Source organism: Glutamicibacter nicotianae, from assembly GCF_016907615.1.
Classification (GTDB): Bacteria; Actinomycetota; Actinomycetes; order Actinomycetales; family Micrococcaceae; genus Glutamicibacter; species Glutamicibacter nicotianae.
The window spans coordinates 1,613,650-1,640,352 of sequence record NZ_JAFBCH010000001.1 but is presented as its reverse complement, the minus strand read 5'-3'; the positions used below and the strand labels follow the sequence as shown (position 1 = coordinate 1,640,352).

22 protein-coding genes are annotated in these 26,703 nt (G+C 63.1%); 7 read left to right on the top strand and 15 right to left on the bottom strand.

Translation table 11 applies throughout. From position 1 onward, the window contains the following. Window positions 1-33 precede the first annotated feature (33 nt). Together JOE62_RS07930 and JOE62_RS07925 are read right to left on the bottom strand one after the other, a co-directional pair. Window positions 34-1,257: an MFS transporter gene (locus tag JOE62_RS07930; RefSeq protein ID WP_204721678.1), complete on the bottom strand. Its 1,224-nt coding sequence runs from the start codon at window positions 1,255-1,257 to the stop codon at window positions 34-36. A gap of 26 nt (window positions 1,258-1,283) precedes the next feature. Next, window positions 1,284-1,649: an ArsR/SmtB family transcription factor gene (locus tag JOE62_RS07925; protein WP_190264918.1), complete on the bottom strand. Its 366-nt coding sequence runs from the start codon at window positions 1,647-1,649 to the stop codon at window positions 1,284-1,286. Window positions 1,650-1,732: 83 nt separating this feature from the next. Here JOE62_RS07925 and JOE62_RS07920 point away from each other — a divergent pair, with 83 nt between their 5' ends. Then, on the top strand, window positions 1,733-3,373 hold the full coding sequence (locus JOE62_RS07920; protein ID WP_204721676.1) for an ABC-F family ATP-binding cassette domain-containing protein: 1,641 nt from the start codon (window positions 1,733-1,735) through the stop codon (window positions 3,371-3,373). A gap of 127 nt (window positions 3,374-3,500) precedes the next feature. Then, entirely contained in the window at window positions 3,501-4,601 is a 1,101-nt protein-coding gene (locus JOE62_RS07915; RefSeq protein ID WP_204721674.1) for a fatty acid desaturase family protein, read from the top strand. A gap of 21 nt (window positions 4,602-4,622) precedes the next feature. On the opposite strand, the gene JOE62_RS07910 is transcribed toward JOE62_RS07915, so the two are convergent. The 6 genes from JOE62_RS07910 to JOE62_RS07885 form a co-directional block, all read right to left on the bottom strand. Further along, on the bottom strand, window positions 4,623-4,925 hold the full coding sequence (locus JOE62_RS07910) for an META domain-containing protein (protein WP_052253866.1): 303 nt from the start codon (window positions 4,923-4,925) through the stop codon (window positions 4,623-4,625). 156 nt (window positions 4,926-5,081) lie between these two features. After that, window positions 5,082-6,638 carry an MFS transporter gene (locus JOE62_RS07905; RefSeq protein ID WP_204721672.1) on the bottom strand — a complete coding sequence of 519 codons (1,557 nt, stop codon included), beginning with the start codon at window positions 6,636-6,638 and terminating at the stop codon, window positions 5,082-5,084. A gap of 98 nt (window positions 6,639-6,736) precedes the next feature. Beyond that, the gene (locus JOE62_RS07900; RefSeq protein ID WP_204721670.1) at window positions 6,737-7,492 is read right to left on the bottom strand and encodes a TetR/AcrR family transcriptional regulator; all 756 of its coding nucleotides are present in this window, start codon (window positions 7,490-7,492) and stop codon (window positions 6,737-6,739) included. A 62-nt stretch (window positions 7,493-7,554) separates the two neighbouring features. Then, on the bottom strand, window positions 7,555-8,544 hold the full coding sequence (locus JOE62_RS07895) for a DUF1700 domain-containing protein (RefSeq protein ID WP_204721668.1): 990 nt from the start codon (window positions 8,542-8,544) through the stop codon (window positions 7,555-7,557). A gap of 101 nt (window positions 8,545-8,645) precedes the next feature. Next, the gene (locus tag JOE62_RS07890; protein ID WP_204721666.1) at window positions 8,646-9,560 is read right to left on the bottom strand and encodes a sugar ABC transporter permease; all 915 of its coding nucleotides are present in this window, start codon (window positions 9,558-9,560) and stop codon (window positions 8,646-8,648) included. Continuing rightward, the gene (locus JOE62_RS07885; protein ID WP_239543680.1) at window positions 9,560-11,098 is read right to left on the bottom strand and encodes an ABC transporter permease subunit; all 1,539 of its coding nucleotides are present in this window, start codon (window positions 11,096-11,098) and stop codon (window positions 9,560-9,562) included. Before JOE62_RS07885 ends, JOE62_RS07890 begins: the two co-directional genes overlap by 1 nt. Between JOE62_RS07885 and JOE62_RS16245 the strand changes: the two genes are divergently transcribed. Beyond that, window positions 11,043-11,189: a hypothetical protein gene (locus JOE62_RS16245; protein ID WP_239543899.1), complete on the top strand. Its 147-nt coding sequence runs from the start codon at window positions 11,043-11,045 to the stop codon at window positions 11,187-11,189. The genes JOE62_RS07885 and JOE62_RS16245 overlap by 56 nt on opposite strands. An 81-nt stretch (window positions 11,190-11,270) precedes the next feature. Here JOE62_RS16245 and JOE62_RS07880 read toward each other — a convergent pair whose 3' ends face one another. Beyond that, window positions 11,271-12,539 (bottom strand): sugar ABC transporter substrate-binding protein, encoded by a 1,269-nt coding sequence (locus JOE62_RS07880; protein WP_204721662.1) that lies wholly within the window; start codon window positions 12,537-12,539, stop codon window positions 11,271-11,273. 266 nt (window positions 12,540-12,805) lie between these two features. Here JOE62_RS07880 and JOE62_RS07875 point away from each other — a divergent pair, with 266 nt between their 5' ends. Continuing rightward, window positions 12,806-14,494 (top strand): glycoside hydrolase family 13 protein, encoded by a 1,689-nt coding sequence (locus tag JOE62_RS07875; RefSeq protein WP_204721659.1) that lies wholly within the window; start codon window positions 12,806-12,808, stop codon window positions 14,492-14,494. 113 nt (window positions 14,495-14,607) lie between these two features. Then, complete coding sequence (locus JOE62_RS07870) at window positions 14,608-15,612, top strand: LacI family DNA-binding transcriptional regulator (RefSeq protein WP_204723250.1); 1,005 nt, start codon at window positions 14,608-14,610, stop codon at window positions 15,610-15,612. 137 nt (window positions 15,613-15,749) lie between these two features. On the opposite strand, the gene JOE62_RS07865 is transcribed toward JOE62_RS07870, so the two are convergent. Next, the gene (locus JOE62_RS07865; RefSeq protein WP_204721658.1) at window positions 15,750-17,090 is read right to left on the bottom strand and encodes an MFS transporter; all 1,341 of its coding nucleotides are present in this window, start codon (window positions 17,088-17,090) and stop codon (window positions 15,750-15,752) included. 268 nt (window positions 17,091-17,358) lie between these two features. Between JOE62_RS07865 and JOE62_RS07860 the strand changes: the two genes are divergently transcribed. Further along, the gene (locus tag JOE62_RS07860) at window positions 17,359-18,054 is read left to right on the top strand and encodes an IclR family transcriptional regulator (protein ID WP_204721656.1); all 696 of its coding nucleotides are present in this window, start codon (window positions 17,359-17,361) and stop codon (window positions 18,052-18,054) included. A 114-nt stretch (window positions 18,055-18,168) separates the two neighbouring features. Here JOE62_RS07860 and JOE62_RS07855 read toward each other — a convergent pair whose 3' ends face one another. The 3 genes from JOE62_RS07855 to JOE62_RS07845 all read right to left on the bottom strand — a co-directional run bounded on the left by JOE62_RS07855 (window position 18,169) and on the right by JOE62_RS07845 (window position 23,805). Beyond that, a complete protein-coding gene (locus tag JOE62_RS07855) occupies window positions 18,169-19,395 on the bottom strand; it encodes an MFS transporter (protein ID WP_275587974.1) in 1,227 nt (408 codons plus the stop codon). A 160-nt stretch (window positions 19,396-19,555) separates the two neighbouring features. After that, entirely contained in the window at window positions 19,556-22,642 is a 3,087-nt protein-coding gene (locus JOE62_RS16635; RefSeq protein ID WP_204721652.1) for an AAA family ATPase, read from the bottom strand. Next, window positions 22,639-23,805, bottom strand: coding sequence for an exonuclease SbcCD subunit D (locus JOE62_RS07845; protein ID WP_204721650.1), 1,167 nt, complete (start codon window positions 23,803-23,805; stop codon window positions 22,639-22,641). The genes JOE62_RS16635 and JOE62_RS07845 overlap by 4 nt, the downstream gene beginning before the upstream one ends. Window positions 23,806-23,857: 52 nt before the next feature. Here JOE62_RS07845 and JOE62_RS07840 point away from each other — a divergent pair, with 52 nt between their 5' ends. Next, window positions 23,858-24,796 carry a hypothetical protein gene (locus JOE62_RS07840; protein ID WP_204721648.1) on the top strand — a complete coding sequence of 313 codons (939 nt, stop codon included), beginning with the start codon at window positions 23,858-23,860 and terminating at the stop codon, window positions 24,794-24,796. Window positions 24,797-24,882: 86 nt separating this feature from the next. On the opposite strand, the gene JOE62_RS07835 is transcribed toward JOE62_RS07840, so the two are convergent. After that, a complete protein-coding gene (locus JOE62_RS07835; RefSeq protein ID WP_204721646.1) occupies window positions 24,883-25,884 on the bottom strand; it encodes an exonuclease domain-containing protein in 1,002 nt (333 codons plus the stop codon). Window positions 25,885-26,102: 218 nt separating this feature from the next. Further along, the gene (locus JOE62_RS07830; protein WP_204721645.1) at window positions 26,103-26,600 is read right to left on the bottom strand and encodes an SRPBCC domain-containing protein; all 498 of its coding nucleotides are present in this window, start codon (window positions 26,598-26,600) and stop codon (window positions 26,103-26,105) included. Between the last annotated feature and the right edge of the window lie 103 nt (window positions 26,601-26,703).

The window sequence follows — 26,703 nt, the reverse complement described above, 5'->3', positions numbered from 1 at the left end:
CTTTCGACTAGGCCAGCGACCGTTCTGCCGAGCTCACCCAAGCTGGCTACGGCGATCCAAGACCGGGCACCATGAGGCAAGGGCCAGCACCGTGCCGATCGCGCCGATCCCGACCAGAACCACGGCGACGCCCCACAAGCCGATTGACGCGCCGAGGACACCGGCCACCGGGTAGGTCAACAAGAAGCAGGCATGGGACAAGGAAAATTGCGCGGCGAAAACCCCCGGGCGCGTCTGCTCTGTACTATTGCGGCGCAATATCCTGGACGAGGGCGTGAGGATGCTTGCAGTCGCCGCACCCAAAGCCATCCATAAGCCAAGAAGCCCGGCCCATTGCCCGGCTCCCTGTGCCCAGCCGATGACCGTAGCACCAATGAGCAGCAGCAGCGGCATCATTATGGCGCCGGCGAGCATCACAGTGCTGTCCTCGAAACGCTCCAGCAACCCGGGCATGCCCAGTGCCACCGCCATCGAACCTGCACCATAGGCTCCGAGCAGCAAGGCAACATCCACCTGCGAACGGCCCAGCTCCCCCTTCACCAGCACCACCGTGTTGACGATGACCATGGCGGAGACCGCGGCAACGACCAGATTCAGTGCCATCAGGCTGCGCAGTTCGCGTGCCGACCAGAACGCCCGGGTTCCGCCGGTGAGGCGATGGAAGAAGAGCGTCTTCTGCGGCGGCGGGATCAGCGGGAACCGGGTCGCGGCAACAAGCAGAGCCGATGCGGCAAAGCCGATCACGGTCCCGGCAAAGAGGTTGTGGTAGCTGGTGACAGTCAACAACGCGGCCGCCAGCATCGGACTGGCCAACGACTCCATGTCATAGGCCAGACGCGACAGGGACAGGGCCTTCGTATATTCCCGTTCTCCAGGCAGGATGGAGGGAATGACCGCCTGGAATGCGGGGGTAAAGGTCGCCGATGCCGATTGCAGGACAAATATCAGCACATAGATCTGCCACGCTTCACTGGCGAAGGGGAGGCAGAGCGCCACCAGTCCACGAATGACATTGGACCCGACAAGCACCGGTTTGCGCGGAATATGGGACACCAGGGCGTTGACCAATGGTGCAACCGCCACATAGGCGACCATCTTGACGGTCAAGGCCAGGCCGAGCACCAAGCCCGCGTCGTTGCCGGCGATATCGAAAGCCAAAAGGCCCAGCGCTACGGTGAGCAAGCCAGTGCCCAGAAGCGCAATCATCTGCGCGCCGAAGAGCTTGGCGTACGCCTGGTCCCTGAGAACTGAAAGCATCTTGGCCGCCCCCGTCTTCTTTAGTCCTAGGTGTTTGGCGCTTCGTGATGCAGCGGCAATTGGCCGTTGGATACAGAATGCTCTGCCTGCTTGATCGCTTCGCTGACCAGGCGTGCGGGGTGCTCATCGGTGAGGCTATACAGCACCTTGGTTCCGACCTGGCGTGTGGTCACCATGCGCGCCATGCGCAAGCGAGCCAGGTGCTGGGAAACCCCCGAAGGGCTCTTCTCGACGAGCTCTGCGAGCGCATTGACCGAAAGCTCTCCGGCACGGCGCAGATGCAGCACAATCCGGATCCGCGTGGCATCGGAAAGCAGTCCGAAGACTTCCGCGGCCAGCTCCACGAAATCCGAGGAGGGATCCGGAGCATAAATCTTATTATCTGCATGCATGCTAATAGACTAATGCTTTTCCCTGGCACTGCCTAGAGCACACCGGAAGTATTCAGCCTTCGACTCGAACTAGAATTGGAACCATGACTGCAACGCTCGTGGCCAAGGACCTTGCCGGTGGCCACGCCCCCCGAACCCTCTTCTCGAATCTGAACTTCACCGCCTCGCCCGGTGATGTCTATGGCGTGGTGGGCGCCAACGGCGCCGGCAAATCCACGTTGCTGTCGCTGCTAGCCGGGGCCGCAACCCCGCAGGCCGGAACCGTGAGCACTGCCCCGGATTCCGCGTTCATCGGCTGGATGCCGCAGGAGCACGAGCGCCCTCCAGGTGAAACCATTGCCGCGTATTTGGCCCGCCGGACCGGTTGCGCCGCGGCCACCACCGCCATGGAGACGACCGCCGAAGAACTGGGCAGCGGCAAGCCGGGCGCAGATGATGCCTACAGCGCCGCCTTCGATCACTGGATGGCCTCTGGCGCCATGGATCTTGAAGACCGCATCCCCGAGGTGCTGGCCAAGCTCGGCTTCACCCTCCCGGTCGATACCGAGATGACTGCCCTGTCCGGCGGCCAAGTTGCCCGCGTTGCCCTGGCGGCCTTGCTGCTCTCCCGCTTCGATGCGGTATTGCTCGATGAGCCGACCAACGATCTTGATCTTGAAGGCCTGGAGCATCTGGAGGACTTCATCAAGTCCCTGCGCGCACCGGTGATCCTGGTGTCGCATGACCGCGAGTTCCTCGCCCGTTGCACCACCGGCATCATCGAACTGGACTTGGCCCAGAATCAGGTAGCCACCTATGAAGGCGGCTACGACGCGTATCTCGCCGAACGGGCCATCAAGCGGACGCACGCGCGTGAAGCCTACGAGCAGTTCGAAAGCCAGAAGGCGGATCTCGTCTCCCGTGCTCGCACCCAGCGCGAGTGGTCCTCGCAAGGGGTGCGCAATGCCATGCGCAAGGCGCCGGACAACGACAAGATCCGCCGACGTGCCAACACCGAATCCTCGGAGAAGCAGGCAGCCAAGGTGCGCCAAATGGAATCGCGCATCGCCCGTCTTGAGGAAGTGGCCGAACCGCGCAAGGAATGGGTTCTGCAGTTCTCCATCGCGTCGGCCCCGCGCGGATCCTCGGTGATGTGCACGCTCAACGAAGCCTCGGTGTCCCACGGCGATTACACGTTCGGGCCGGTGTCGGTTCAGGTCAATGCCGGGGACCGAATTGGCATCACCGGCCCAAATGGAGCTGGCAAGTCGACCTTGCTGAATCTGCTGCTGGGCAAGCAGGCTCCACACAGCGGAACCGCTTCCCTGGGCGGCTCGGTGAGCATCGGCGAAATCGACCAAGCACGCACCCAGCTTCCCGGTGATCTCCCGTTGGGCGACGCCTTCGAACAGGAAGTGCCCGAGTACTCCGCCGCCGAGGTCCGCACCCTGCTGGCCAAGTTCGGCTTGAAGGCAGACCAGTCCTCTGCATTGGTCGATTCGCTGTCTCCCGGCGAGCGCACCCGCGCATCGATGGCATTGCTCCAGGCCCGTGGGGTGAACCTGCTGGTGCTCGACGAGCCGACCAATCACCTCGACGTGCCCGCCATTGAACAGCTCGAAGAAGCACTGGAAGCATACACTGGAGCGTTGCTGCTGGTCACCCATGATCGCCGGCTGCTGGAGAATGTCCGCCTGTCCGCCCACTGGGAAGTTGCCGAAGGGCAACTAACTGCCCATTTCTAGGGTCTGGCTTGGGCACGTATTACATAGGCAATTTCACAGCAATCCAACGTAGGATTGGCATCATGGGAGCCGAGTTTTTCAGTTCTTTCGACTGCGAGGTCGACGCCTAGTACCCAAGGATATTTTCTTGAGAAGCACTGCAACACTCCATTCCCAAGGGCCTACACTCAAGCCGGGCGACCCCAAGAGCTTCTTCCACGTCAAGAAGCTGGTCACCGAAGCCGGATTGATTGGCCGCCGACGCGGGCACTATCTCGGCCTGGGCATCGTGCTGACGGTGCTGCTGGCTGGCACCGTTGCCGGATTCATCCTCCTTGGCGACAGCTGGTTCCAGTTGCTGATGGCAGGGGCCTTGGGCCTGCTGCTCACCCAGTTCGCTTTCCTGGCGCATGAGGCGGCACACCGCCAGATCCTCGCCTCGCACAAGCGCAATGACAAGCTGGGCCAGTTCCTGGCCAATATCGTCGTGGGCATCAGCTACCAGTGGTGGATGAACAAGCACAACAAGCATCATGCGACGCCCAATACCGTGGGCAAGGATCCTGATATCGAGTGGGACACCATTTCCTTTCAGACCGAGGATGCCAAGCGCCAGCGCGGGTTGCTCAAGTGGATCACCAACCGCCAGGGCTACCTGTTCTTCCCGCTGCTCACCCTTGAGGGCTTGAATTTGCACATGCACTCGATCAAGTACTTGTTCAAGGCTGAGCGGGTCAAGAACCGCAAGCGCGAAATCACCGGTGTTGCACTGCGCATCGGAATCTACCTGGCCATCGTCTTCTACTTCCTGCCCGTGGGCATGGCATTCGCCTTCCTGGGCGTGCAGCTGGCAGTTTTCGGCATCTACATGGGTGCATCCTTTGCCCCGAACCACAAGGGCATGCCGATGGTTCCCCAGGACGCCCGCATCGACTTCTTCTCCCGCCAAGTACTGACCGGACGCAACGTCATGGCCAAGTCCAGCTGGGGAAACCGCGTGCTATCCCACGTTTACGGCGGATTGAACTACCAGGTGGAGCACCATCTGTTCCCGTCCATGCCGCGCGCCAACCTGGCCGGCGTCTCGCGCATCGTGCGCCAGTACTGCGAAGAGCATCAGGTGCCCTACACCGTGGCCAGTGTCCGCGAATCCTACGCACAGGTGATCACCTACCTGAACAAGGTAGGGCTATCGGCCCGGGATCCTTTCGAGTGCCCGATGATCTCCGGTTACCGCGTTAGCGCATAGCGTCTGTGCCAGGCGCATGAGCTAGGAATTGCTGCCACCATAAGCAAGGGTTCCCAGCTCTTCGCCGTTGGCGTCAAGAACAAGCATCTTGTTGCCCTCCTCCAGCTTGGCGGTGGCGGCACGCGAAAGCCAGTCATCCACGCCTTCGCAGTACATCTTTGTCGAAGCCAACGCGCCGAATTCCAGCTCTTCGGATCCGCTCCATGTGCCGGTAATGCGGTTGCAGCCATCACTGCCGGCGACCTTGCCGTCCGCTGAAAGTTCCAGCCACGGCTGGCCTTGTTCCTTGCTGCCCCACAAACCTGCCGGATCCTGCAGTATCACGCTGGTCTCGCTTTCAGTTGGCTGGCTGGCGCCAGACCCGCTCCCGGTAGATGCGCAGGCGCAACGCCACAGGCCAGAGCTACTGCTGCGCTGCTCAGGAAGAATCGCTTCATGGTCCCAGCCTAGGTCCAGAATCCTCCGTTGACCAGCACCGAATTATGGCTGGGAGTCTACTGGCTGGGTTGGTTCCTTCGGCCCGGCGATCTCGATTGCGCCGGTCACCGTACGCTGAGCGCCGGTGCTGACGGGCACCACTTCCTCAGCTTCCGGCTTGACGTGCGCGGCATGGCTATGGCGCAGGTCGATGACGCCGACCACGAGGGTGGCCAAGACCAGCAGCGAAATGGCGACGAAGGAGAGCGACATGGCCAGCGAATAGCCGGCGACGTGATTCATGCCATAGAAGACTGCGGTGATCACCGCAATGCCCACGGCCGTGCCCACGCGCTGGGAGGTCTGCATCAACCCTCCGGCGCTGCCGGAGTTGGCCACGGGAACTTCCATGAGGGTCAGCGCCTGGTTAGGCGAAATGATGAAGCCCTGCGCCACTCCAATGAAAGCCAGCGAAAGCAGCATCCACCAGATGCTCAGCGCCCCGCGGTCTTCCAGGATTACCACGGCAATGGTGGCCAGCAGGCCGAACAGTGCGCTGAGGATGCCGCCAATGACTAATTTCCGTCCCAAGGTCATCACGAAACGGCCAGCGATATCTGAGCTGAAGGCCGACAGAAGTGCGGCCGGAAGGCAGATCAAACCTGCTTCCAGTGCGCTGAAGCCCTGGGATTGCTGGACATAGATTGCCACCAGCACCCAGACGCTGGAAACCCCCATGAAGTAAAGGCCTGCGATCAGCGTGCCATTGGTGAAGCTGCGGATCTTGAACAGGGCCAGTTCCACCATGGGTTCGCGCCCGCGCTTCTTGTATTTCTTCTCCCACTGGACCCAGAGCACCAGGAGCAGGAAGGCCAAGGCCAGCAGGGACCAGAGCCAAGGGGTTTCTCGGCCCTGCACGAAAGGCAGCAACAAGGCGAAAATGCCTACTGCCAGCAGCAAACCGCCAACTGGATCCAAATCCACCTTGCCCGTTGGCTTGCTGAACAGCGGCTTGGGCAGCCACAGCAAGGCAAGGACAATTGCCAGCACTCCTACCGGTACGTTGATCAGGAAGGTGGAACGCCAGCCGGCGTCTTCGCCAAACCAGTTGATCAGCAGTCCGCCCAGCACCGGTCCGATGGCGACCGAGAAGCCAACAGCTGTGCCCAGCAGGCCGTAGGCCCGGCCGCGGGCAGCGCCACGGAAATGCTGCTGGATCATGCCCATCACCTGTGGGTTGAGCAGGCCGGAGCCAATGCCCATGATGAACCGGGCAATATTCAATACCAGCGGGTCAGCTGCCAATCCGGCCAGGACGCTGGCCGCCGTGAAGATCGCGACGCCTGCCACGAATATCACGCCGCGGCCCAGCAGGTCGCCGGCGCGTCCGGCGGCTACCAGCACCACGCCGAAGGTCAACGCATATCCGGCCAGCACCCACTGCAGGTCGGCCTCGGTGGCGTGCAGCGTGGAACCGATGGCTGGGAGAACCACGTTGACGATGCTGACTGACACCAGGGACATGAACATCGCGGCGAGCAGCACACCCAGCAATCGCCACCGGGCTCCAGCCGAGAGTTCTTCGGCAACTGGTGCCGCATGCGGCTTGCTCTGGGACATGGGCCAACTTTCACACGAATTCCAGACCGCAGATTCTTTCGGTCCTGCGACCTACAGCGCCGTTCGGTCGGCAAATATTCCCAGTCGAAGTGCTTATTTCACTTCGTGGGATCTTCGACGGCCCGGTTGAGCTCAAGCATCTGTGCAATGGCCAGCAACCTCAACTCGATAACTTCTTCGAAGAGGTCGTCGCTGTCTTGCTGAGGCAACTCGAGGGATTGGCGTGCCAGCGGCGTGGGAACTTCCGGGTAGGCGTCAAGCAATTGGAGCGGCACCAGCGAGCTCACATAGTCCGGGCTGTCTTTTGAGCGGCGGTCGTAGTAGTAATCCACATGCATCACGAAACCCAGGACGTCCCGTTCCAGCGCGCGGACCAGCGCTACAGCCTGCTTGAGCGTCAATCCGATATCCACGTAGAACGCTAGGATCCGTTCCATCAATTCGTTGCGGAATGGGCCGGGCTCGACCTTGAGCTTTTCGTCGAGCGCCATCTGCGATGCCCGGGGGTAGGCGCGGTAGGCCTTGCGCGTCGCATTGTAGGCTTCGGTCACACCACGCTTCCAGTCGTTGCAGTCGAATTCAATCAGCGGATTAATCGATATGAATCGCGATACAGCGAGGTTGATGACTTCCTGGCGGTCAGCCACGTAGTTGTACAACGCCCGCGGGGTGACATTGAATTCGGTCGCAAGACGATGCATGGTCAGCGCGTCATAGCCCTCGGCACCGGCTATTTCCAATGCCTTCTGGGCAATCTGATCCTTGCTCAGGGTCTGGAACTCGGAGTCCTTGCGCGGGCGCCCGCGACCTCGTTTTATAGGTTCAGGAGAGGATTTTCCCTTATTTTCGGCCATGCCAAGAGGATATACGCATTCCCTATGGAAAATCCCATAAAGCACCACAAGACCTGAAAACGCTAAAACAGGGCCAGCAACTTCCTGGCCCGCTCATGCCACATGCCCGCGGCTACCGCGAGATGGCCTACGGCGAAGCCCATACCGCCAGCCAGCCATGGCCACGCCAGAACTGCACCGTAGGTTCCGGGCAGCGCGGCGACGAATCCAGCAGCCATCACCAGCAGGCCGGCTGCCACCAGTGCAATATGTGCCAGCTTCCAGCGGAACGGCAGCAACAGGGCCAGCACAGCCAGCAGCGCGGACGGAGCCGCAATCAGCCACGGTGCACCGCTGAATCCAGCCAGCCCCTGGTAGCTGGCATACCCTACAACGAGCATCAGCAGCACGGCAGCGCAGATGAGCCAGCCTGGCCCTGGCCTTGCCATGGAACCACGCATCATCAGCAGCGGGGTGAATACCTGTGCCCAGAGCAGCACGGTGACCGGGACGAAGTAGAGCGCAAGCGTTCCCCCACCGGCCACGCAGATGGAGGTCATGATCAACGCCCCTAGGATCTGGATGATGGTGCCGGCAATATTCGGAAGCCACAACGGCACGAGGCTGAGGATGGCCGGAATGAAGGCCAGCCAAATCAGCTGCGAGCCGATCAGCAATTCAAGTTCCCCCAGGAAGCCGCTTACTCCCCCGGCAACAAATCCGAAGCCTTGCCCCTCGACCAAGGCGGTCTGGGGCGGGGCGAAGAGCACCACCATCAGGGTGAGCAAGGCAAGCGCGAAGATTGGCCATGCCAGGATGCGCGTCAGGAAGTGCTTGCCGCTGCTGACTTCCAGGGCTTCGGGCTCATGGCGTTCGAATTTGCGCGCACGGGATGCAGGCTCGCCAAGCAGGCGGACCAGATCGCGTTTGCGGCGTCCGCCGCCCGGCAGGCGGAGAATCTCCTGCTTGGTCGTTTCAATGACCTCGTTGCGTTCTTCCAGCGACAAGAAATCCAAGGCCCGGCGAAGTTGCTCCAAATAGTTGCGGGCGGCGCGCGGCAGGTACGGCTTCATGCCCTTTACTCTACGTGCTCCGAGCGCTTGGCCAGCGCAGGAAAAGGGGGCAACGCCAGTGGCGTTGCCCCCTTTTCGAACAGCGTAGAGGTGTTCGAGCGCTACTTGCCTGCGCCGGCGGTCAGCCCGCCGACAATGTACTTCTGCAGGAACAGGAACAGCGCCATCACCGGGATTGCTGCCAGCACCGCGCCGGCGGCGAAGACCGACCAGTTGGAAGTGAATTCCTCCGAGACGTAGGAATACAGGCCCACGGCCAGCGTCTGGTTCTCCGGGGCGACCAGGATGACCGAGGCGATGACGAAGTCCGAGGTGCTGGAGATGAAGGACAGCAGGCCGACAACTGCCAGGATCGGCGCCACCAGGCGCAGGATCATGGTGAAGAAGATGCGGGCGTGGCCGGCCCCATCGATCTTCGCCGCTTCATCGATTTCCACTGGAACGGTGTTGAAGAAGCCGTACATCAGGTAGGTGTTCACTCCCAGTGCGCCGCCCAGGTACACCATGATCAAGGCGATCTGGCTGTCGATGCCCAACACCGGGAAGACATCTCCCAGCGAGGTGAGCAGGATGAAGATCGCCACCACTGCCAGCAGCTGCGGGAAGATCTGCACGACCAGCAGGCTGACCAGGCCCACGCGGCGCCCGGTGAAGCGCATCCGCGAGAAGCTGTAGGCGGCCAGCGCCCCGAGGAACACGGAGGCGGCGGCCGTGGTCAGGCCGATGAACAAGGTGTTCACGAACCAAGCACCGAAGGGACGCTGCTCGTTCTGGAACAGCTCCACATAGCTGTTGAAGCCGACGGTGCTGAAGAAGCCGTTGGAGGACAGCAGGGTGCCGTTGGGGTTCAGCGATGCCGAAAGCACATAGAGCAACGGGAACGCCGCATAGATGCACAGGGCTACGCCGATCAGGTGGCGCCAGCCGGTGGTGGCGAACCATTTGCCAAAGCCTCGCCGCGGTGCCCGTTCCCTGGGCGCGCGTGTCGCGGGACGGCTGGTGATTTGGGTGCTCATTAGTTCAGCTCCTCCAGTGCCTTTGTCTGCTTGAAACTGATAATCGAGATGATCGCGACGATCACGAAGATGATGATGGAGAACGCGCTGGCCAGGCCGTAGTCGCGTTGCGAGCCGACGAAGGCCACCTTGTAGACCATGGAGATCAGGATGTCGGTGGATCCCACGTTCAATCCTGCATCCTCCAGGCGCGGCCCGCCTTCGGTGAGCATGTAGATCACGTTGAAGTTGTTGAAGTTGAACGCGAAGGAGCTAATCAGCAGCGGAGCTACCGAGACCAGCAGCAGCGGAAGCTTGATCAGGCGGAAGATCTGGAAAGGCTTCGCCCCATCGAGGGTGGCCGCTTCGGAGAGCTCATCCGGAATGGACTGCAGCGCGCCGGTGCACACCAGGAACATGTATGGGAAGCCCAGCCACAGGTTCACCCAGAGCACCGAGAACTTCGCCAGCCAGGGGTCGGTCAGCCAGGGGATTTCGGCCCCGCCGAAGAGCACCTGGTTCACGAATCCGAAGTCGCGGTTGAGCATGCCAGCCCAGACCAGGCCGCCGAGGAACGCAGGGAATGCGTAGGGCAGGATCGAGATGACGCGGTAGATCTTCCGTCCCTTCATGCGCATGTCATTGAAGACAATCGCCAGGAACAGTCCCAGGAAGAAGGTGGTGGCTACCGAGAGGAAAGCGAAGGCAAAAGTCCACACGGTGACCGAGAACAGCGCGTTGCGAATCGAGGAATCGGTGATCGCCCGAGTGAAGTTATCGAATCCGACGTTGATGGACCAGCCGGGCATCAGCTGCGAGCCGTCTTCGGCGGTGTAGGCGCCGACTCCGGTGTCCTTGTACACCACACCGGTGGCCTTGTCGGTCATGGTGTCGGCGGCCTCGTCGTATTTGATGGACGAGGTGTATTGGTAGGCGGTGCGGCCATCGCTGGTGCGCAGGGTGCCATCGGCAGGGTTCTCGCTGACCGGAACGGTCAGCGAGGTGACCTCCTGCTGGCGACCCAGCAGGTCGCCGAAGGCCAGTTCGGAGTAGTCCCCCAGGGCTGCAGGATCGACCGGGGCGAACGGCTTATCCGCGTCGCCGAGCATTTGCTGGCCATCGCGCTCGATGAGCATCGCCAGCCCGTCCTGCCCGTCGAGGATGGACACCGGGTAGCCAGCGCTTCCCTCGACGCGGTTCTGGTTGGACTGCAGCAGCGCGGTGATCGCATCGTCCTTGTCCGAGTTGTGTCCCGACCCGTAATTGGTGAAGGCGATGTACCCCGTGTAGCCGATCACGAAGACCTGGAAGATCAGCAGGAAGATGGTGCCCGGCAGCAGGTACTTGGCCGGCAGCCAGCCGCGCTTGAAGTAGATTACGTTGATCAGCACGGTGATCACGGCGATCGCCGAGGCGATCACCCAGGCTTCGCGCCCCAGCGCGGTGAAAACCGCGAAGATGGCTGTCGCATCGACGATTGCCACCAGGATGATCTTGGCGAGCATGGCGCCAACGGAGGTGCTGGTGGCGTTGGCGAAGCGCCTGGCCGCCGGTGACAGCTTGGGCTTCGTCTCCTCGGTGCTTGATTGCGGCCCCTGGTGGGCAGTCTTTGTCATCTTCCAGATGTCCCTGTCGATCAAGTGCAGCTAATGCTGCTGGATTGCAGGCGCTGGGGCCGGAAGGATCGCCTTCCGTCCCCAGCGCCATCGGTGTGCCTGGTAGCAGGCGGTACTACTTGGAGATGGCCTTCTCGATATCCGAGGTCATCTGCTTCCAGCGCTTGGCCGGATCAGCCTTGCCGGAGATGATCTCGGCCTCGGCCACACCCCAGAACTCCCATACGGCCGCCATTTCAGGGATGTTCGGCATCGGAACGCCGTTGGCGCCGACCTCGCCGAAGGCGGCGATGGTCTCATCGGACTTGGCAGCTTCGAAGGCCGCCTTGTTGGCTGGCGGTCGGTTGCCTACCTCGTACAGATCGGTCTGAACTTCCTCGGTGCCGATGTAGTTGGTCAGGAATTCGGTTGCTGCCAGCAGGTTCTCGGTCTTCGAGGAAACGAAGAAGCCCTGGACTGCGACGAAAGGCTGGGCTGGCTCTCCACCAGCCGATGGAATCGGATCGATTTCCAAATTGATGTCAGCGTCTTCGACAGCTTCCACGTTCCATGGACCGGTCAGGAAGAATGGCGAGTCGCCGGAGACGAACTTCTCCTTGGCAATGTCCCCGTCGATGCTGGTCTTCAGGTTGCCTTCTTCGCCCTCTTCAGCCAGCCACTTGGCGAATTCGATGCCGCCTTCGTTGCCGATCTGCAGGTCGGCCGGATCGTAGGCGCCGTTTTCATCGGTGCCGAACACCGGTGCGCCGAAGGAGGTCTGGAATGGGTAGGCGTGGAATGGATCGCCGACATCAGAGACCTGCACCAGGAATGGGAATTCGGTGTCGGCCTTCTCGCCGGCGGCGATCATCTCATCGAACGTCGCAGGGGCTTCGTCGACCAGATCCGCGTTGCGCAGCAGGGCCAGGTTCTCGGTGGCGTACGGAACGCCGTAGGTGTTGCCCTCGTAGCTCATCGCGGTCACTGCCACATCCTGGAACTCGCCGGCCTTGTCGCCCAGCTCAACCGGCTGGACCACGCCGTTGTTGACCAGGTTGCCCAGCCAGTCGTGGGCACCGATGGTGATGTCCGGACCCTTGCCGGTTGGCACCTGGCGCAGGAAGTCTTCCTGGATCTTGGAGAAGTCCTTGATCACCAGGTCCACCTTGACACCGGACTGATTCTCGAAGTCTGCGGCGGCTTCCTTCAGCACTGGTTCGCGGTTGGCATCGACCCAGACGGTCAGCTTGCCGCCGGAAGCGGCTGCCGGGGAGGATTCCGCGGCGGCCGGGCTCGAAGATGCTGCTGGTTCGTTGGTGGCGGACCCGCCGCAAGCGGTGAGTGAGAGTGCGGCAATCGCCGTCAACGCTCCGCCAAGAAGCCAAGGGTGTTTGTTCACCTTCATGGTGTGTCCTTTCGTGACAACTGTGTCATCAGGGACCGGGCTGGCCGCGATATTTGCTATGGCTACCGGTCGGGTCGTGAGTGGTGCGAGTAACACCATTTTTGTAAGCGTTTACAGCGTGGCATAGATCATCAACTTTGACAAGAGTAGCCATAAAATCAGTTTTAATCACCCTTACGTGGAATCACAGTAACTCAGGACGCGCAATCCGTAGAGCATAATTGCAAGCGTTTACATTCTGCGTCCGATCATTTATCGTTACCGTCATGACTTCAATTCGTTCAGCAGCTGATTTCCCTGTGCAGGCCGAAGACGCGCAGTGGTGGCGCTCCTCGGTGATCTACCAGATCTACCCGCGCTCCTTCGCCGATTCCAATGGCGATGGCATGGGCGACCTGCGCGGAATTACCCAACGCCTGGAAAGCATCGCGCAGCTTTCGGTCGACGCGATCTGGCTTTCGCCATTCTTCACTTCCCCGCAGAAGGACGCCGGATACGACGTCTCGGACTACTGCGACGTGGATCCGCTATTCGGAACGCTGGAAGACTACGACGCGATGGTGGCCAGGGCCCATGAATTGGGTCTGAAGGTCATCATCGATCTGGTCCCGAACCACTGCTCGGACCAGCACCCATGGTTCCAGGAGGCGCTCCAGGCAGCTCCCGGCTCCCCCGAACGCGACCGCTTCATCTTCAAGGACACCCCGGAAACCGGACACCCGAACAACTGGGGTTCAGTCTTCGGCGGCCCGATGTGGACCGCAACCAGGAACCCGGATGGCAGCACCGGCCAGTCCTACCTGCACATCTTCGATTCCTCGCAGCCTGACTTCAACTGGCACAACGAGGAAGTTCGCGCGATGTTCCGCGACGTCCTGCGCTTCTGGCTGGATCGGGGCACCGACGGCTTCCGCGTCGACGTGGCCCACGGCTTGATCAAGGCCGAAGGCCTGCCCGATTTCACGCCGGACCCCATGGCAGCTTCGATGGGCGGCACCGAAGAACTGGCTCCGTGGTGGGGCCAGGACGGCGTGCATGAAATCTACCGAGACTGGCGCAAGGTCATGGACGAGTACGAGGGCGACCGCGTGCTCTGCGCCGAGGCATGGGTCAATCCCCTGTCGCTGATGGCGAAGTGGGTGCGCAACGACGAGATGCACCAGGCATTCAACTTCCCGTACCTCTCCTGCGATTTCGATGCCAAGCAGATCCGCAAGACCATCGACGAGTCCCTTCAGGAGTTCGGCAAGGTCGGCGCACCGAGCACCTGGGTGCTCTCCAACCACGACGTGGTGCGCCATGCGACCCGCCTGGCGCTGACCGATGAGAACCCGCAGGGCGAGGGCATTGGCCCGAACACCCCGAACCTGCCAGAGCCTGCCGTCGGATTGCGCCGCGCACGCGCTTCCAGCACGCTGATGCTGGCCCTGCCGGGCGGCGCCTACCTCTACCAGGGCGAGGAACTGGGCCTGCCGGAAGCAATCGACCTGCCCGATGATGCACGCCAGGATCCGACCTGGTTCCGCACCAATGGCGAACGCTATGGCCGCGATGGCTGCCGCGTCCCCTTGCCATGGGAGAGCGGCAAGCCGGCCTTCGGCTTCAGCTCGACCGGTGAAAGCTGGCTACCGCAGCCAGCCGGCTGGGATTCCTACGCCCGCGATGCGCAGCTCGAAGACCAGTCCTCCACGCTGAACCTGTACCGCCGCCTGCTGCAGCTGCGCCAGGACCACGCGCTGGGCACCGGCACCCTTCAATGGATCGACGGCACCGAGGACGAGGTCCTGGCCTTCACCAACGGCAACGTGCTGGTCGTGGCCAACTACGCCGCAACCTCCCTGCCATTGCCGGTGCAGGCGCAAGGCGCCACCGAGCTGGTGCGCAGCCAAATGGAGCAGTCCGCGGAACCGGGAATGATCCCGGGCGAAACCGCCATCTGGTTCCAGCTGGCATAGGGAGCAATCAAGTTTCCGGCAGCAGCCGCACCGGGTAACGTTAGGCAGTAGCCGCGGCCAAGGGAAAGAGATTTCCCCCAGCCGCGGCTACTGGCATGAAGGAAGGACATGATGTGGCCGGAATCAAGGACGTCGCGCAAGCCGCTGGCGTATCCATTGCCACCGTCTCCCGCGCGCTATCTGGGCGGGGTTCGGTCTCGGCAGCCGCGCAGGAGGCGGTGCAGCGTGCCGCCGCGGAACTGGGCTACGTGGTCTCTTCCTCCGCGTCCGGGCTGGCATCGGGCCGCACTCGCAATATCGGTGTGCTCGTGCCGGTAATCAACCACTGGTTCTACGCCTGCGTGCTGGAAGGCATCTCCAGCCGCCTGATGGACGAGGGCTATGACACCACCCTCTACCAGCTGACCAAGGACCGCACCCAGCGCGAGAAGATCTTCTCCGATTTCCTGCTGCGCCAGCGCGTTGACGCGGTAATCGCTGTCAACGTCGAATTAGCCGATGAGGAGGTCCAGGCCTTGCTGGCTGTGGACAAGCCATTGGTTGGCGTCGGCGGCCCGCTTCCAGGGGTGCCAACGCTGTACGTGAATGATCAAGCGATTTCGGATCTGGCCACCGGGCACCTGATTTCTTTGGGCCATGAACGCATTGGCTTTATTGGCGGCAACGCGGAAACCGATGTGGACTTCATGATTCCCACCCACCGCCGCGCCGGGTACGAGCAGGCGCTGGAGCAGGCAGGGTTGCCTATCGATGAGTCGCTGATCGTGAGCGCCGATTTCTCCATGACCCAGGGCTATGCGGTGGCCAAGCAGCTACTGGGCAACCCTGCTTCCCGGCCTACCGCGGTCTTTGCCGCCAGCGATGAGATGGCAATCGGCGCGATTCTGGCAGCCCGCGATCTGGGCTTGCAATTGCCTCGCGACCTGTCGGTAATAGGCGTGGATAACCACAATCTTGCCGAGCTCTTCGGCTTGACCACCGTCGAGCAGCGTCCGCATGAGCAAGGGCAGCTGGCGGTCGCCATGCTGCTGCGCGCTATCCGCGGCGAGGAACCGGCGCAGGCCCACGAATTGGAGCATCGGCTGGTCGTGCGCTCATCTACCACCCGACCGGCCTAGCAGCCTGGACAGGGATTCACCAGCCCGCTGATTCCACTGGCTGCCATCGATATCGCCGATCGCCGAACACGCAAATGCCCGCGCCGGCACCGGATCGCTTGATCCAGTGCCCGCGCGGGCATCGCGCTGCTGTGGAATTAGTGCACCACAGTCGAGTCGGCCTGTTCGCCCTCGACTTCTTCCAGATGCAGGTTGCGTCCGCGGGTCTCGCCCACCCAGAGCACGGCCGCCACGGAGATGACGGTCAGCACCATGATGTAGACGGCAATCGAGACCGAAGCGCCGGTGGTCTCCAGCAGGATCTGCGCCACGGTGGCAGCGAAGGCACCACCGAGGATAGCACCGAGCGCATAGCCGATGGAGATGCCCGAGTAGCGGATCTGTGCAGGGAACATTTCCGCGTACATTGCCGACTGCGGGCCGTAGGACAGGCCCAGGCCAACGGTCAGCACGAAGATGGCGATGGTGTACAGCACGATGTTGCCGGTATCGATCATGAGGAACATTGGGATCATCCAGACGAAGACCAGCGCGTAGCCGATCACGAAGGTCGCGCGGCGCCCGATCTTATCCGAGAGCCAGCCGCCGACCAGGGTGAAGATCAGCCAGCCCACCGAACCAATGGTGGTGGCCAAGAGGATTGGCGCAACCGGCATTTCCAGCACCTTGGTGGTGTAGGAGATGAAGAACGCGATGACCAGGTAGCCGGCGGCGTTATTCGAGATGAAGATCAGCGCAGCCTGCAGGACCTGCTTGGTGTGGCCGGTCATCAGTTCGCGCAACGGCGTGTGCTCGGCGGCCTTGCGCTGGGAGAGCTGCTTGAAGACCGGGGATTCCTCGACCGCACGGCGGATCATGTAGCCCACGAAGATCAGCGCAATGGAGAGCAGGAACGGGATGCGCCAGCCCCAGGCGATAAAGTCTTCCGGGCTCATGGCAACACGCAGGATGTACAGCAAGCCGGTAGCCAGGATCATGCCGATAGGCACACCGATCTGCGGGTAGGCGCCGAAGTAGCCGCGGCGGTGGTTCGGTGCATGCTCTACCGCCATCAAGGCGGCGCCGCCCCATTCGCCGCCGGCCGAGAAGCCCTGGATCACGCGCAGCAGCACGAGCAGGATTGGCGCGGCCACGCCGATGGATGCGTAGGTTGGCAGCAGGCCGATGGCAGCGGTGGCAATGCCCATGAGGATCAGGGTGAGCACCAGGATGCGCTTGCGTCCGTAGCGGTCACCCAGGTGCCCGGCAACTACCGCGCCGAGCGGACGGAAGAAGAAGGAGATGCCGATCATTGCGAAGGAAAGGATCTGCGCGATGCCCGGGTTCGACTCGCCCAGGGGCGCGAGGAACAGCGGGGTCAGCAGCGTCGCGGTGAGCTGGGCGAAGATGAAGAAGTCGTACCACTCAATGGTGGTGCCCACGAGGGTGCCGGCAAGTACCCGGCGCTCCTCCTGGGTGCGAGAGACAGTCGATGACATGTGAAGACCTTTTGCGAGTTGTATACCGACCGTTCGGACGGTTATATGTCGCACACCATCATAAGCGCAGAGTGAAGCGGATCACAAGATCTGCCCCAAACGTGACCCCATGCAGGCAGGCACTTTGCGACCTGCCCCGCCAGCGAATTCGGTGTTCCAATAGAGAACGACTAAAATCGAAGATAGATCACGGACCTTCCTGGTCCCCAGGCTCACTAAGCAGGCCTCGACGACGTTCCCGCAACGCCGCAGGCCAGATTGAAGATCAATGCCTACCTCCCAGACGCTTTCGCGTGGAATCCGCGTCCTTGAAATCGTCGCCAATTCCCCGGTGAACCTATCCATCGCGGAAATCGCCGCGAAGCTGGAAGTCCACCGATCCATCGCCTACCGGATCATCCGCACCCTGGAACAGCATCACCTGCTCAACCGCGATGAGGCCGGCCATATCCGCTCGGCCTCCGGCCTGGCGGCGCTCGCCCGCTCGGTCCAGCGCGATCTGCAGGCGGCCGCCGCTCCCGAGCTCAACGCACTGGCCAACGAGCTGTCCATGACCACCTTCGTGGCCGTCTGGGAACATGACCTGTGCACCACCTTGCAGTCGGTCTCCCCGCTGAACTCCCAGCGAGCGATTGTCCACCGCCCGGGTTCGGTGCACGGCATGGACGTGGGAGCCGCCGGCATCGCAATCCAGTCGCGCTACAGCAAGGCCGAGTGGGATGCGCTGGACACGGGCATCGAGTACCGTGACGCTGCCACCCAGGCACGGGTTGACGGCTATGCCACCAGCGAGAATGAAGTCATCCAGGGCGTGAAGTCCATTGCCGTTCCGATCCAGCATTCGGGGCAAACCCCGGCGGCGCTGGCCGTGGTCTTCGCGACCAGCACGGCCGGCAACTACGAGCGCATGATCGAGGAGCTCAAGCACGCGGCGGCACGCATCAGCGACAAGCTCGCGCACTAGAAATTCCCGGCACAGAACGAAATCCCGTGGCACTGCACCTTGATGGCTGCAGTGCCACGGGATTCTGCTCATCCGGCCATGGCGGCCGGATGCACGGTTCTTGGCGTTCGCTCCCTAGCGGACGCGGGCCAGCGACGGAGACTTCGCGACGATGAGCTTCATTGCCACAGCGGCCAGGAAGATCACCAGCGCGCCACCGGTGGAGACCCAGAAGGCGCCGAGATAGCCCAGGGTTTCGGCAGAAACGCCGGCCAGTCCGTTGCCGATCGCGGTTCCCACCACGATGCCGGCAGAGAGCATGGTCATCACGGTGGACAGGCGCTGCGGTGGAGCGACTTCACCGCCCAGGGTCATGACCGTGACAATCACCGGCCCCACGGCAAAGCCTGCGATGAACAGGGCCAGCAGCATCAGCGGCACATTGCCCGCCACGTGCATCCCGAAGCTGAGCACGGTCAGTGCCGCGCCGCACAGGATCCAGCGGTTGATCTGCTTGAAGGATTGCGGCCACGCTGCCACGGAGACTGCAGCAATCGCACTGGAGAAGCCCATGGCGCCATAAAGCAGGCCACCGGAGTTGGAGTCGCCCTGCGCGCCGGCAAAGGCCAGGGTACCGGCTGCCGAGGACCCGAAGACCGTGCCCAGCGCCACCATGCCCAGGATCAGGGCTCCGATCGAGGCAACCTGCGCGCCGCTGATCGAGACCTTCGGCGCGTGTTCGGTATTCTTCACCGGCTTCACGGCATGGCCTGTACGGTGCGAGGCGAAGACCGGCACCAGCACGAGGGTCAGCAGCGCGGCGAGGTAGAGCGGCAGCACCGGATCCACCAAGGAGGCCAGCAGGCCGACGGCCACCGGGCCGAAGACGAAGCCCAGTTCATCGAACATCGATTCAAGGCTCAGGGCCGCCGACAGCACCTTGTGGTTCTTTTTCTGCTGGCGGGTGATGGAGATCCAGCGGACACGGGACATCGGACCGACCTGCGGGCCGGTGGCACCGGTGGCAAGGCACAGCATTGTGAGCAGCGCCGCGGACATGTCGGGGCCGGAATTGCCGAAGAGGGTCAGGGCCACCAGGAGGATGGTGTGGATGACGGCGACAGTGGTCAAGACCGGGCGCTGGCCGACGCGGTCGGCCAGATAGCCGATACTGGGGCCGCCCACGGCGGATCCCAGGCCAACCATGGCCGCGGCCAGGCCGCCCATGGCATAGGAGCCGGTGGTTGCGGTCACCAGGGTCATGGACCCGATGGTGAGCATCGCGAGCGGGAGACGTGCAAGGAAAGTGAGTGGCAGGAACGGTGCTCCCACCAAAGGAACTAACGCGGAGTATCCGGACATTTTCTCGGATTCCTCACTGTTTTCCTTCGACAAAGTATGCTGAGTCAACAAAACTCCATGACGAAGCGTGCGTCGTCCCACACCCCCCGACGCACAAATTTCCCAAACATGCCTGATGGCACTACTTTCAAGATAGCTACTGCCCCAAGGCAAGTCCAATCTATCCAGCCAAGATCACAGCGCCTTCGCGTTCAATGGTGGAACCATGCTGGGTCTTGACCACCGATATCCGGTTGGTGATCCTCTGCTTCATCTCTGCAACGTGCGAGACCAGGCCGATGGTCCGGCCCCCTGCACGCAGGTTTTCCAAGGCCAGCATGACTTCTTCCAGCGTCTCGGCATCCAGCGAACCGAAGCCTTCGTCCACGAAGAGCGTCTGCATGTCCACGGCGCCGGAGTGGTGGGAAATGACATCCGCCAAGCCCAAAGCCAACGCCAGCGAGGCCATGAAGGTCTCGCCCCCGGAAAGCGTCTGGGTCTCACGGCGCTTGCCTGTCCATGAATCGAGCACCTGCAGCCCCAGCCCGGATTTGGCGTTGCCCTTCTTGGAATCATCATGGTGCAGCGAGTAGCGTCCGCCGGACATCACGTCCAGGCGCTGCGTCGCGGCGATGGCCACTTCCTCAAGGCGAGCTGCCAGCACATAGGTGCTCAGCGTCATCTTGTAGAGGTTCTCGCCCCCGCCGCGCACCACTTCTGCCAGGGAGCGCAGCCGGCGATAGGCTTCGATGACCGGACCTGCCTCGGACCGCTGTCGTTCAAGGTCGCTGGTGGCCTGCTCATGGCGAGCCAGCTGGGTCTGGGCCAGTATTTCCTCTTCCCGTGCCGCCTCGAAGCGTTCTTCGGCCTGGTTTGCCAGCACCCGCGCTTGGGCAAGATCTTCCTCGCTGGGTGCGGCGATGCCTTGCGCTGCAAGTTCCCGGGCCTTGAGGCAGTCCTGGGACGCTTGGAGCGTGGCGATGGCACTGGACAAATCCGCATCCGCGCGCTGCAATTGGCGCAGGCGCTCGCGTTCGGCGCCTTCCAGCAGGGCCGCCTCGAAGGCAGCCAGGTTCTCGAAACCGGCGACGGTGCGCTGGCTGTTCCAGGTGGCTTCCGCTTTCCGCACGGCCTCGGCGGCGTCGATCAGGCGGCGCAGATGCTGCACTGCACTGGCCAGCCCGTTGGACTTCTTCGCCAGTTCCTCCACCAGCTCGGCCAGGTTCTTCCTGCCTTGGCGCAGCTGCGCCAGCTTGGCATCCAGTTCAGTCAGCTGGGAATCCAAGGACTGCGCCTGCTGCTTCGCCGTCGCATGTTCCAGTGCGGCTTGGTTGGCCCGCGCAGCGTGCTTTTCAGTACGCTGGCGCACCGCATCCAGCTTGGCCACGCGGGCGGCGATCTCTGCCCGCTGCGTGCGCAGCTGTTCCAGTAGTACCTGGGCCGTGGCGAGTTCTGCCCGCAGGTCAGCGACCGAGGCCTCGCCGGCCGCTTCCTGGGCGGTCTGGAACTTGGCCACCAGCATGTCGCGCGCTTGCGCGGCCTGCTGCCCGGCGGCGCGTGCCGAGGCCTCCGCGTCCTCCAGTTCCTGGATCTGCGCATCGTCGATCAGCGGCGCATCGGCATCGGCCTGGGCCGGGGCGGGATGCTCCTGCGCACCGCAGACCAGGCAGGGTTGCCCGTCTTCCAGTGCGGCGGCCAAGCGCAGGGCGCTTTGGGCCAGCTGTTCGGTGCGCAAGTCGAGCAGGGACTTGGCGGCACCGGCAATGACCAGTTCCTGCGCGCTGGCCTTCTCACGGGCGGCCAGCGCTTTGCGTTCCAGCGCGTCGCGCTCGGTAGCGTGCTTGATCCTGGTCTCCAGCTCCTGGACGCGTCCCTTGGCCTGCTGGAGCTTGTCGCCGGCAGCCACCAGGTCCAGGTCCCCGGCTTCCAGCGTGTCGCGTTCTGCCTTCATCTTGGCGACTTCGGCTTCGGCCTGGGCACGTGTCTTTTCATGCTCGGCTGCCAATTCGGCGGCCTTGCGCGCCTGGCCGGCGAGCAGATCGCGGCGCTGCTCATCTTCCAGGGCGGCCTTGGCTACCGCCAGTTCCTCGGCCGCCTGCTGGGCGGGCAGGCGCAGCTGTTCCAGGCTGTTGGCATCGGCACCGGGCGCCAGCCCCATCTCGGTTTCGAGCCACTGCTGGCTGCGCAGCCAGGACTGGTTGGCCTGCTCCTGCGCCGCGGTCGCCTCATGGAGCTGGGCGAAGTAAGCGCGCACCGCCCCGGCCTTGGCATCGGCCTCCAACCGGGTGCCAGCGGCCGCGGCAGCCTCATGCTTTTCGGCGTAGCCTGCCTGCATGCCCTGCAGCTCGGCCAGGCGAGCGAAAATCCGTCGCCGCTCTTCCATTCCCTGCGACTGCTCGCGGGTGCGGGTCTTCTCGGCGCGCAGGGCGGCCGCTTCGTCGGCCGAACGTTGGAGGATCGCTGCAATCCGGCGGCGATAGCCGGCGAACTGCTCGGCCTGCGCCATATCCTCGCCCGCCTGCGCCTGGCCAGCTCCCTCGGCGCCGTCCAGCTCGGTATCATCCAACTCGTCGCTGGTTTCGCGGCCGGCCAGGAATGACCGGGCAGCTGAGTGGATGGCTTCCTCGCTGGCGCTCAGGCGCGCTTCCACGCTTTCGGTGTGCTTGCGCGCTTCAGTGAGGCGGGCAGCGAATTCATCTTCGATCCGCGCATAGCCGCTGGTGTCGAAGAGATTCGCCAGCAGCTCTTCGCGGTCCTTGGCCTTGGCCCGCAGGAAGTCGGCGAAGCCGCCCTGCGGCAGCATGACCACCTTGGTGAACTGCTCGCGGTCCAAGCCCAGCAGGCTGCCCAGGATGTGGCCCACCTCGTCATTGCGGGTGGACAGTTCCTGCCAGCCGGCATCGGTGAATTCGCGCAGGAAGCTGGCGGCCTTCTGCTCGGTGGTCTTGTTCTTGCCGCGCTTGGAGGGACGCATCCATGCCGGCGAACGGGTGACCTCGAACCGCCGGTCGCCGATGGTCAGCTCGCAGACCACTTCCGGTGCCAGGCCCGCCGGGGCGTGGTCGGAGCGGATCTGCCGGCTGCCCGCCCGGCTTCCGGGCAGCGCGCCGTACAGGGCATAGCAGATCGCGTCCAGGATGCTGGACTTGCCGGCGCCGGTGGGTCCATCGAGCAGGAACAGCCCGCCGTCGGCCAATTCATCGAAATTGATCTCTTCAGTGCTTGCGAAGGGACCGAAAGCCTGGATTTGGAGTCGGTGGATTCTCACTGGCTGGCCTGTGCCTCTCGGGTGGCTTGGATGACTGAGTCGATGACTTCGCGTTCGGGGTCATCGGCGGCGCGTTCACGGACGTGCTCCACGAAGTCCCGCACCACCTGCTCGGTGCTGGTTGCCTTGGCCATGCGCTCGGCATAGCTGGCCGACTGTTCCTTTTCACCGGTTCCTTCGGGAGCGAAGTTCAGCACCACGGTGTCGGGGAAACGGGTTCGGATCGTTGCCATCGCGTCGGCGGGGCGCTCGCTGTCGGTCAGCGTGACCTGGCACCAGGCCCCCACGGCGGACTCGAGGTCCTGGTCGGCCAGCAGCTCGGCGAGCTTGCCCTTGAGAATGGCCAATTTCTTCGGCACCGGCAGCAGGATTTCCTCGATGGACTCGATGCCCGAGGCGCTGGTCTCGATCAGCCATGCGCCCTTTCGCTGGGTGGCCTCGGAGAAGGAGTAGGCCAGCGGCGAGCCCGAATAGCGCACATGCTCCTTGACCTTCTGCCGTCCGTGCAGGTGGCCCAGGGCCGAGTAGTCGAAGTGCTCGAACAGCTCGGCCGGCACCACGTCGAGGTTGCCGGTGCTCAATTCGCGTTCCGAGTCGCTGCCGATGCCGCCGGCGGCGAACAGGTGCGCCATAGCGATGGAAACGACCGGCTTCTGACCCGCCCGCAGCTGCTCCAGATGCTCGTCGATCTGCGCGATGGCCGCCTGCACCACCGCTTCATGGCTGGCCTTGGCGACGCCCAGGCGTTCCATCACCATGCGCGGTTCCAGGTACGGGATGCCATAGATGGCCACCTGGTGGTCGCCGGCATCGCGCAGCACCGGCTGCAGCATGCGCTGGGTATCGGCGATAATATGCACCCCGGCGGAATCCAGCAGATCGGCGCCGAAGCCCAGGCGGGAGGCCGAGTCGTGGTTGCCGCTGGTGATCACGATACTGACCCCGGTGGCGCGCAGCTCGCGCAGCACCCAGTTGCACAGCTGGACGGCATCCACATGCGGCAGCGCCCGGTCATAGATGTCCCCGGAGATCAGCACCACGTCAACCTGCAGGTTGATGGTGATGTCGATGATTTCCTGCAGCACTGCCCGCTGGGATTCGATCAGGGAGGCTCCGTGGAAGGTGCGGCCCAAATGCCAGTCCGAGGTGTGAAGCAATCGCATGTGTCCAACCTTATGCAATGCCGCGGACAACTTGGACATTAGAATGGGGGTTGTGAATGAAACCGGTGAAACTGCACTCCTGCCAGAGAACTACTCAGACAAGGTGTTTGCGATCCTCCTCGGCCTGGCCGATGGCGCAACCCACGCCCGTGACGACATTGATCCCGGAGCCACCGAAATCCTCCCGCTCTACCTGGCCGACGGCCTGCTCGAAGCGCTGGAATGGGCCCATGACGGTGTAGCCAGCGACGAAGCGGCCTGCATGTGGCTTGCTGCCCTGCGCGGCTACCGCAAGATCACCGGTTCCTTCCCGGAGCGCACCCCGGAACCGCTGGGCCGCTGGATCGACAAGGAATTTTCCAACGTCGAGATCTTCGAGAAGATCCACGACGGCGATCCGCAGAACCTGGCCGGCCTGGACAGCCCCGACATGGGCCAGCCCGGGCGTCCAACCGGTGCCGGCGCCGACTCCACCGGCGTGCTGCCGCGCGCCGCGGTGACCGCGCTGCTGGCCCGGGTCCCGCTGGGCACCACCGAGACGCTGGCCCGTTCGGCGGCCTTCCTCACCCATGACAGCCAGGCGGCCAAGACCGCCGTGGCCGCCGCGAAGATCATCCGCTCGGCCATGGAACGCTCCGAGGCATCTGCCGGAGAATGGGCCGCGCTGCTCGATGGCCTCGAAGGCCCATCGGCCGATGCGCTGCGCGAGGTCGCCACCAAGATCGGCGAGAACATCTCGCTGCCCGGACAGGAAGCCTATGACGCCTACTTCGGCGAGCAGACGGCCGAAGCGGACGGCGCATCGGACGTGGAAGCAGCCCCGGCGGCTGCCGCCGAGGAAGCAGCCGTGAGGGATCCCGAGGTGGATGCCTACGCTGTTGCGCTGCTGGCCGCCGTCTACGGCACCGAAGCTGTCGGCGAGCGCCCCGCCAGCGCACTGGATGACATCATCTCCGAGCTGCATGACCGCTGGATGGCGCTGCTCGTCTAGGCGCCCGAAGGGAAGCATGAAAAACCTCCGGCTGGCACAGAGCGATCTGTGCCGGCCGGAGGTTTCTTTTCTGCTTTTCTTGGCTGCTAGGCAGTCAGCCCGAAGCCGCCCACCATCTGCATGAATTCTCCTTCGGAGATGATGCTGACCCGCTGGCCCTTTTCGCGCAGCCGCAGCACGTGCTTGGCCTTGTTGGTCAGCCGCCCGGTGGCCAGGTCCTCCGGGACAAAGCCGTCGCCGACCACCAGCGCGGTGGTGGCGCGGGTGACGCGCGAGGCGGTCTGCGCTCCGTGCTCGGCCGCCAGTTCCTTGGCCTTGGGGCGCGGCATGGACAGGTTGCCGGTGAACACCATGATCTGGCCGAACAGCGGGTGGCTTGGATCAGCGTTCTCGCTCGGCTTGGGGTTCGGGCCTTCTTGCGGCCAGTTGCTGAAGGCATCCTGCGGCGGCAGCGGGTTGCCTGCGGCCAGCCAGCCCTGCGCGTCGCGGGTGGCGCGGGACAGATCGTCGCCTGGCTGCCAGGCCTGGGTCAGGCTCAGCCGGACGCCATAGTGGTCTGCGGTTTCCAGCACCGAGGGCTGTGCGCTGCGCAGGGACATGTCGATCATCGCCCACGCGCAGGCCTCGGCGTCGGCCAGCGCTTCGTGGTGGTTCTCGATCGGGTGCCCGGCTTCCTCGGCAACGAAGGGCAGCGAGTAGCTGGGCAGGTCGTAGGCCTTGCGGGAGAGCTTGACGGTGCACAGGTGCGCGATTTCCGGCACGGCGACTTCGCCGGCTTCGCTGGCCGCGCGGATCACGCCCGAATCGAAAGATGAATTGTGGGCCACAAGTACGTCGGATCCGATGAATTCCAGCAGCTGCGGAATCTTGTCGGTAACCCGTGGCGCTGCGCTCACCATGTCCGGGGTGATGTGGTGGATCGAGACGTTGCGCGGGTCGAAGTGGTCGAATCCGGCCGGCGGCTGCATGAGCCACTGCTCGGTTTCGACGATTTTCCCGGATCGCACCTTGACCAGGCCCACCGAGCAGGCGGAGCCGATAAAACCGTTTGCTGTCTCAAAATCTACTGCTGTGAAGTCCAATGCCACGCCCAATAGCTTACTCGCTTTATCGCTGGCACTGGCATGGGTGTGACGCGCGCGCCGTGCGTTGCAGGGTTTTCGCAGGGCGATGCCGTGGTGGCAATTCACTGCAGTCCCGGAATTGACCTGCGGCTATCAATTGATTGCCGGCCCTCGCGGCGCAAGCCAGAGGCAGGGCATCTCACATTCGAAACCGGCAACCTCGCTTTTGGTGTGCCCGGAAGTCAGCTGCGGAACAATTTCTCGTAGTACTCGCTGAGCGCGGGATAGTAATCGGGCTCGAAGACCACGCTCCCCACGTCGGTTCCGTCCACCGCCGCGGCCAGCCGATCAAGGTAGAACTCCCAGCCCGGCCCGATGGACCCGGCCTGCTGCGGGTCAAGCCCCGGCATCTGGAAGACCAGGCAGCTGCCCTGGCCCGATGCCTCTACCTTCAGCTCCAGCTGCCAAACCGAATCGCCGGTTCCAGTGCGCACCTGCAGCTGTCGCGTGCGCGGATCGCACTGCAAGATCTCCACGCGTTCGGTGGGCGCTTCCTCTTCGGCCAGCAGCACTACCTCGACGGCGCCGCTTTTCGGATCCCCGTGCCAGGAACCGAACCAGAGCGCCAAGTACTCGGAATCGGCCAGATAGCGCCAGATCCTCCCCGGGGATTCAGTGAACACGCGGCGCAATTCCAGCGCGCCGTGCGCGGTGCGGTTTCCGGTGGGCGTAGCGCTCATGGCTGTACTCCTGGCTTACTCCACTGCCACCACGGCACTGGCTGTTCCAATGCCTTCGCCGACAGTGATTGAAGAATAGCAAAAAGCGCTGGCTTCCCTCCCG

Bases quoted from the DNA above. Each gene is read 5' to 3' on its own strand.
- JOE62_RS07930 (WP_204721678.1), bottom strand. From the start codon at position 1,257: ATGCTTTCAGTTCTCAGGGACCAGGCGTACGCCAAGCTCTTCGGCGCG.
- JOE62_RS07925 (WP_190264918.1), bottom strand. From the start codon at position 1,649: ATGCATGCAGATAATAAGATTTATGCTCCGGATCCCTCCTCGGATTTC.
- JOE62_RS07920 (WP_204721676.1), top strand. From the start codon at position 1,733: ATGACTGCAACGCTCGTGGCCAAGGACCTTGCCGGTGGCCACGCCCCC.
- JOE62_RS07905 (WP_204721672.1), bottom strand. From the start codon at position 6,638: ATGTCCCAGAGCAAGCCGCATGCGGCACCAGTTGCCGAAGAACTCTCG.
- JOE62_RS07900 (WP_204721670.1), bottom strand. From the start codon at position 7,492: ATGGCCGAAAATAAGGGAAAATCCTCTCCTGAACCTATAAAACGAGGT.
- JOE62_RS07895 (WP_204721668.1), bottom strand. From the start codon at position 8,544: ATGAAGCCGTACCTGCCGCGCGCCGCCCGCAACTATTTGGAGCAACTT.
- JOE62_RS07890 (WP_204721666.1), bottom strand. From the start codon at position 9,560: ATGAGCACCCAAATCACCAGCCGTCCCGCGACACGCGCGCCCAGGGAA.
- JOE62_RS16245 (WP_239543899.1), top strand. From the start codon at position 11,043: ATGGCGCCAACGGAGGTGCTGGTGGCGTTGGCGAAGCGCCTGGCCGCC.
- JOE62_RS07880 (WP_204721662.1), bottom strand. From the start codon at position 12,539: ATGAAGGTGAACAAACACCCTTGGCTTCTTGGCGGAGCGTTGACGGCG.
- JOE62_RS07875 (WP_204721659.1), top strand. From the start codon at position 12,806: ATGACTTCAATTCGTTCAGCAGCTGATTTCCCTGTGCAGGCCGAAGAC.
- JOE62_RS07865 (WP_204721658.1), bottom strand. From the start codon at position 17,090: ATGTCATCGACTGTCTCTCGCACCCAGGAGGAGCGCCGGGTACTTGCC.
- JOE62_RS07860 (WP_204721656.1), top strand. From the start codon at position 17,359: ATGCCTACCTCCCAGACGCTTTCGCGTGGAATCCGCGTCCTTGAAATC.
- JOE62_RS07855 (WP_275587974.1), bottom strand. From the start codon at position 19,395: ATGTCCGGATACTCCGCGTTAGTTCCTTTGGTGGGAGCACCGTTCCTG.
- JOE62_RS07845 (WP_204721650.1), bottom strand. From the start codon at position 23,805: ATGCGATTGCTTCACACCTCGGACTGGCATTTGGGCCGCACCTTCCAC.
- JOE62_RS07830 (WP_204721645.1), bottom strand. From the start codon at position 26,600: ATGAGCGCTACGCCCACCGGAAACCGCACCGCGCACGGCGCGCTGGAA.